The organism is Streptomyces sp. S3(2020) (assembly GCF_013044505.1).
Lineage (GTDB): Bacteria > Actinomycetota > Actinomycetes > Streptomycetales > Streptomycetaceae > Streptomyces.
In genome coordinates, this window is the sequence record NZ_JABERD010000359.1 from 1 (window position 1) to 5,983 (window position 5,983).

A 5,983-nucleotide genomic window follows, 5' to 3' on the forward strand; every position below is an offset into this window, starting at 1 on the left:
ATCCCGAGCGCGTCCGCTTCAACACCGTCGGCTAGCCCCCCAAACTCTCCGACTCCCCCACCCACATCACCACCCCGCCCCTGCTGGGCCAGCACACCGAAGAAATCCTCATCGGCGAACTCGGCCTGGGAGATGAAGAGTTGCAGCTCCTCAGAGCGAGCGGGGTGATCAGGTGACCTGACTGAGCACGGGAGCCGCCGACGGTGCGCGTCGGCCGGCCCCATGATCCGTGCGCGCACGAAAGGAATTTGGACAGGGGGCGCTGGCCAGATCTTTCGACGCAAGGAGTGCTTGACCGAGATGACAACCATCGACTACTCGACGTCCGTCCCGTACCGGGAGGTGACGGACCACAACGGCCGCGTGTACCGCATCGGTGAGTCCGATGTCGACATCATGGGCCGCCGACGCAAATGGATGGTCATCCTGCCGTGGATCGGCATGATGGGCATCAGCTCCGCCGAGTACGCGTTCACGTCGGCGGAGGAGACGCTCCACGAGGCTCACCTGTGGAGCAGCGGACACATCTTCTGGCTGATGGGCGTCTGGGTGTTCTTCCAGGCGGCCGTGGCCTTCCCCGCCGGACAACTGCGCGAGAGCGGCAAACTGCCCGCCCGTACGGCGATGATGATCGGCGCGGTCGGCACGATGCTCGGCTACGTCTCGCTGGCGTTCGCGCCGAACGTGCTGGTGGCCTACTTCGGCTTCGGCATGTGCAGCGGTATCGGCGCCGGTCTCGTCTACGCGACCTGCGTGAACATGGTCGGCAAGTGGTATCCGGAGCGCAAGGGCGGCAAGACCGGCTTCGTCAACGGCGGTTTCGCCTACGGCTCGGTGCCCTTCGTGTTCCTGTTCACCTCGTACATGGACCTGAGCAACTACCAGGTCGTGCTCGCCTGTGTGGGCGTAGGACTGTGCCTGGTCGTGGCCTCCGCCGGCTGGTTCTTCAAGGACCCGCCGAAGAACTGGTGGCCCGCGCAGGTCGACCCGCTCAAGGTCACCGAGGACCCCAAGATCCGCCGGGCGCTGGAGAAGAACCCGCCGTCGCCCAAGCAGTACACCCCGAAGGAGGCCGCTCGTCAGCCCGTTCTGTGGATGATGTGGTTCTGCCTGCTGTGCACGGCCGGCATCAACATCTTCGGTATCGCCTTCCAGGTGCCGTTCGGCAAGGACATGGGCTTCGCGGGCGGGATCGTGGCCACGGCGATGTCCCTGAAGGCCATCGTCAACGGCACGGGGCGCGGAGTCATCGGCTGGATCTCCGACCGCTACGGGCGCCGCAACACCCTGATCATCGTGTGTCTGGTGCTGGGCTCCGCCCAGTTCGGTGTGCTGATCTCCGGCCAGATGGGCAGCATGCCGTTCTTCCTCTTCTGCTCCATGGTCTCCGGCTTCGGCGGCGGCGCGATCTTCCCGCTGTTCGCGGCCATGACGGCGGACTACTTCGGGGAGAACAACAACGCCTCCAACTACGGCATGGTCTACAGCTCGAAGCTGATCTCGGGCCTCGTGGGCTCCGGAATGGGCGCGGTCGTGGTCGGTGCCTGGGACTACGAGGGCGCGTTCGTCCTGGCCGGAACCATCGGTCTGTGCTCCGCCGTCCTGGCCGTGTTCCTGAAGGCGCCCGGTACCCCGCGGACCAGCCGTGGCGTCTCTCCCAACCCGCAGCCGCTCGGCGAGGAAATGGCCTGACCCGCATCGTCTGACACGCATGGCCTGACACGAAGGAATCGCCCTGCAATGACGGCAGATCCCCTAGCCACGAACAGTTCGTCGACCCACCCCGACGCCGCACACCGTCCCTACCGAGAAGTGACCGACGCGCGCGGCCGCGTCTACCGCGTGGGCGAGACCGACCGGGACATCCTCGGTCACTCGCGCAAGCTCATGGTGTATCTGCCGTGGATCGCCATGATGGCCATCAGTGTCTTCGAGTACGCGTACGGCTCGGCGGAGGACACCCTGTCCCACGCCCACGGCTGGACGCAGAGCAACACCTTCTGGATCCTCAGCGTCTGGGTCTTCTTCCAGGCCGGCATCGCCTTCCCCGCGGGCTGGCTTCGGGAGAAGGGCGTGCTGACGGCCCGTAGCGCCATGTACATCGGCTCGGGTCTGTGCCTCGTCGGATTCCTCGCCCTCTCACACCTGGGCAACGTCTGGCTGGCGATCCTGGGCTTCGGCGTCGTCGGAGGGATCGGCGCCGGGCTCGTCTACGCGACCTGCATCAACATGGTCGGCAAGTGGTTCCCCGAACGCCGGGGAGCCAGGACGGGGTTCGTCAACGGAGGCTTCGCGTACGGATCGCTGCCGTTCATCTTCATCTTCAACTACGGCTTCGACACCGCGAACTACCACCGGGTCCTGGACCTGATCGGCTGCTACATCATGATCGTGGTCCTGGGGTCCGCGTTCTTCTTCAAGGACCCACCGAAGAACTGGTGGCCCGCGGACATCGATCCGCTGACGTTCTCCGGCGACGCGAGGAACGCGACGAGCCTGGCCAAGAACCCTCCGGCGGTGAAGCAGTACACACCCAAGGAGGCCATCAGGACCGGCATGCTCCCCCTGATGTGGCTCTCCATCGTGCTGACCGCGGGGGTGTCGATCTTCGGGATCTCCTTCCAGGTCGACTACGCCAAGGAGGTGGGCTTCGGCCCGCTGGTGGCGGCCTCGTCGATGGGTGTCATGGCGGTCATCAACGGCATCGGCCGGGGTGTCGTGGGCTGGCTGTCCGACAAGTGGGGCCGCAAGTCCACCCTGGTGTTCGTCATCGTCGTGCTGGGCCTGGCCCAGTTCGGCGTGATCTGGGCGGGCGACGTGAGGAGCGAGGCACTGTTCCTGTTCTTCGCCTTCCTCTCCGGCTTCGGCGGCGGCGCGTTCTACCCGCTGTTCGCGGCGCTCACCCCGGACTACTTCGGGGAGAACTACAACGCCTCCAACTACGGGCTGGTGTACAGCGGCAAGCTGATCAGCGGTCTGTTCGGCGGCGGACTCGGTTCCATGGTGGTCGCCGCCTGGGGCTACGACGGGGCGTACGCCCTGGCCGGTGCCGTCTCCATGGTGGCCGCGGTGATCGCCCTGCTGCTGCGGCAGCCCGGGCGGACTCCGGTGCCGCAACCCGCCGGCTGACGGCACGCGCGCGTGAGGAGGCCCTCCCGGATTCCGGGAGGGCCTCCTCACGCGCGCGGGGTACCTGTGCGGGGTCGGCCGGTCAGCACTTCTCGCGCAGCGAGTGGAGGTGCTCGCTGGAGCGCCGCGCGAACGTGAAGGACTCCGTCGGCTGGTCGTGCTCGGCCTGCCAGTGGTGGGCGAAGCGCTCACCGCGCAGCCTGGTCACGGCGGAGATGAACCGCCGGTAGTCGATGTCCCCGTCGCCCACGTCGGTCATGCGATAGCCGTAGGTGTTCGCGGGGTCGCTCACACCGTCCTTGACATGGAACAGCGGGTAGCGGTGGGGCTGCCTGAGGACGTAGTCCAGCGGCTCGAACGGCGCGGCCGTGCCGTCGGGGCGCTTGGAGAAGCGGAACTGGCCCGAGTAGGCCCAGAAGATGTCCATCTCCAGGAACACCAGGTCGGGGTCGGTCTCGGCGAGCAGGACGTCGTAGAGGCGGACCTTGGGGTTGTCGGTGGCGAAGGAGAACTCCTCGGAGTGGTTGTGCTGGTAGAACTTCATGCCGCGTGCCCTGGCGGCGGCGCCGTAGGTGTTGAACTCCTCCGCCGCGCGCTTCCAGGCGTCGACGGTGGAGCCGTAGCGGAACGGTCCCGAGGCGGTGCCGATGTGCTTGAGGCCGAGGGCCTGGGCGTCGTCGAGGACCTTGGTGAGGTTCTGGGCGAAGGTGTAGGCGTTCGGGTCGTCGGAGTAGTAGCCGACGTGGCTGCCGATCGGGTTCAGGCCATGGTTCCTGGCCAGCCGCTTGAGCTGGGCGAGGGTGATCGGGCCGGCCGAGCCCTGGGTGTATCCGGCGAACTCGACCTCGTCGTAGCCGTACTTCGCCAGTTCGGCGAAGACGGGGGCGAAGCCGAGGGTGGAGACCTTGTCGCGCAGGCTGTAGAGCTGGATGCCGAGCCGGCCGGGCGGCAGGACGGGACGGCCGCGGCCGGCGCCGCCGCCCGCGGCCTGGGTGGCGGCTGCGGCGGGGGCGGTGGCCGCGCCCACCAGCGCGGCGGCGGTGGCGCCGGCGGCGACACCGAGCATGCCTCGTCTGCTGAGGCGGTGGGCGAGTTCGGGGTCGGGCTGGGAGATGCGGCTCATGCCTGGGACTCCTCGGTGTCGGAGGGCGTTGTCAGTGGCGGGTGCTTCACTGGTGACCAGTCGGAGGAGAGCGGTCGTGCGCGGCCGGTGGGGTGGACCGGTGGGCCGGACCGATCAGCCGATTCCGGCCAGTCGGAGCAGGAGCGCTTTCACGTCGGTGGCCGCGACACGGTCGCCTACAGCACGGGGGGTGGAGCAGATGAGAAGCGGACCTTCGTCGTCGCTCGCGGGGAGGCGGCCGTGGCTGCCGCGCACAGGTGACGGATCCAGGGGCACGACCGCCATGCGGTAGCGCAGGCCGAGCTTCTTGCGGGCCAGCGCGGTGGCCGCCTTGACCTTGACGTAGGGGTCGCGGGGATCCATGAAGAGTTCGACCGGGTCGTAGCCGGGTTTGCGGTGGATCTCGACGAGCTGCGCGAAGTCGGGCGCGCGGGCGTCGTCGAGCCAGTAGTAGTACGTGAACCAGGCGTCCGGCTCCGCGACGGCGACAAGCTCTCCGGAGCGCGGGTGGTCGAGGTGGTGGGTCTTCTTGCCCTCGTCGTCCAGGAGCCGCTCGATGCCGGGGAGTCCGGCGAGGGCGTCCCGGGTCGCCTCCAGGTCTTCGGGGCGGCGCACATAGACGTGGGCGATCTGGTGGTCGGCGACCGCGAAGGCCCGGGAGGCCATCGGGTCCAGGTACTCCATGCCGTCCTGGGTGTGCACCTCCAGCAGTCCCGCGCGGCGCAGGGCGCGGTTGATGTCGACGGGGCGGCTGACCGCGGTGATGCCGTACTCGGACAGCGCGACGACGGTACGGCCCTGGGCGCGCGCGTCGTCCAGCAGCGGGGCCAGGGCCCGGTCCAGGTCGGCGGCCGCTTTCAGTGAGCGGGGGTCGTCGGGGCCGAAGCGCTGGAGGTCGTAGTCGAGGTGCGGGAGGTAGCACAGGGTCAGGTCGGGGTGGCGGGTGCTGACGATGTGGCGGGTGGCGTCGATGATCCAGCGGCTGGAGACGAGGTCGGCGCCGGGGCCCCAGAAGTGGAAGAGGGGGAAGGTGCCGAACTTCGCGGTGAGTTCGTCGTGCAGGGCCGGGGGGCGGGTGTAGCAGTCGGGTTCCTTGCGGCCGTCGGAGTAGTAGACCGGGCGGGGGGTGACGGTGATGTCGGTGTCGGCGCCCATGGCGTACCACCAGCAGATGTTGGCGACCGTGTAGCCGGGATGGGCGCGGCGGGCGGCGTCCCAGAGCTTGTCGCCGCCGACCAGGCCGTTGTGCTGCCGCCACAGGAGTACGTCGCCGAGGTCGCGGAAGTACCAGCCGTTGCCGACGATGCCGTGCCCGGCCGGGTGGGTGCCGGTCAGGAAGGTGGACTGGGCGGCGCAGGTGACGGCCGGCAGGACGGTGTCGAGAGGGGCGTGGGAGCCCGCAAGGGCGAGGGTCTTGAGGTGGGGCATGTGGTCGAGGAGACGGGGGGTGAGGCCGACGACGTCGAGGACGAGGAGCGGGGTGGGGCCGTCGGGGCGGGTCATGGCAGCTCCTTCAGGCCGAGGTCCGTCAACAGGTCGCGGGCGAGGGTGAGTTCGGCGGCGATGCCGTCGGCGAGCTGGGTGCGGCCGCGGGGTCGGAGCTCGGGTGGGAGGGCCTGCCCGGTGTAGGTCTCGACCTCCAGGTGACGGGTGAGCGGGTGCGGGCCGCCGACCAGCCGGCTCAGCGCGGCCCTGAGGACGGGGAGCGGGGAGGTGAGGGGCGGGGCCTGG

Annotated in this window: 4 protein-coding genes and 2 pseudogenes; 3 read left to right on the forward strand and 3 right to left on the reverse strand. The window is 68.7% G+C overall.

Going from position 1 to position 5,983, the window contains the following annotated elements:
- From HLK59_RS51740 to HLK59_RS47480, 3 genes and pseudogenes are all read left to right on the forward strand, one after another.
- Positions 1-176 (forward strand): annotated as a pseudogene (locus HLK59_RS51740) (formyl-CoA transferase); the annotation flags it as partial.
- Positions 177-300: 124 nt separating this feature from the next.
- On the forward strand, positions 301-1,692 hold the full coding sequence (locus tag HLK59_RS47475) for an OFA family MFS transporter (protein ID WP_171147907.1): 1,392 nt from the start codon (positions 301-303) through the stop codon (positions 1,690-1,692).
- A 48-nt stretch (positions 1,693-1,740) separates the two neighbouring features.
- Positions 1,741-3,129, forward strand: coding sequence for an OFA family MFS transporter (locus HLK59_RS47480; protein ID WP_171147904.1), 1,389 nt, complete (start codon positions 1,741-1,743; stop codon positions 3,127-3,129).
- Positions 3,130-3,211: 82 nt separating this feature from the next.
- Here HLK59_RS47480 and HLK59_RS47485 read toward each other — a convergent pair whose 3' ends face one another.
- The 3 genes and pseudogenes from HLK59_RS47485 to HLK59_RS47495 form a co-directional block, all read right to left on the reverse strand.
- Entirely contained in the window at positions 3,212-4,252 is a 1,041-nt protein-coding gene (locus HLK59_RS47485; protein ID WP_171147905.1) for a sugar phosphate isomerase/epimerase, read from the reverse strand.
- A 114-nt stretch (positions 4,253-4,366) separates the two neighbouring features.
- On the reverse strand, positions 4,367-5,755 hold the full coding sequence (locus HLK59_RS47490; protein ID WP_171147906.1) for a nucleotide pyrophosphatase/phosphodiesterase family protein: 1,389 nt from the start codon (positions 5,753-5,755) through the stop codon (positions 4,367-4,369).
- Positions 5,752-5,983: pseudogene (locus tag HLK59_RS47495) on the reverse strand (xylose isomerase); the annotation flags it as partial. The gene HLK59_RS47490 and the pseudogene HLK59_RS47495, both read right to left, overlap by 4 nt.

Coding starts and splice junctions, on each gene's coding strand:
- HLK59_RS47480 (WP_171147904.1), top strand. CDS start 1,741: ATGACGGCAGATCCCCTAGCCACGAACAGTTCGTCGACCCACCCCGAC.
- HLK59_RS47490 (WP_171147906.1), bottom strand. CDS start 5,755: ATGACCCGCCCCGACGGCCCCACCCCGCTCCTCGTCCTCGACGTCGTC.
- HLK59_RS47475 (WP_171147907.1), top strand. CDS start 301: ATGACAACCATCGACTACTCGACGTCCGTCCCGTACCGGGAGGTGACG.
- HLK59_RS47485 (WP_171147905.1), bottom strand. CDS start 4,252: ATGAGCCGCATCTCCCAGCCCGACCCCGAACTCGCCCACCGCCTCAGC.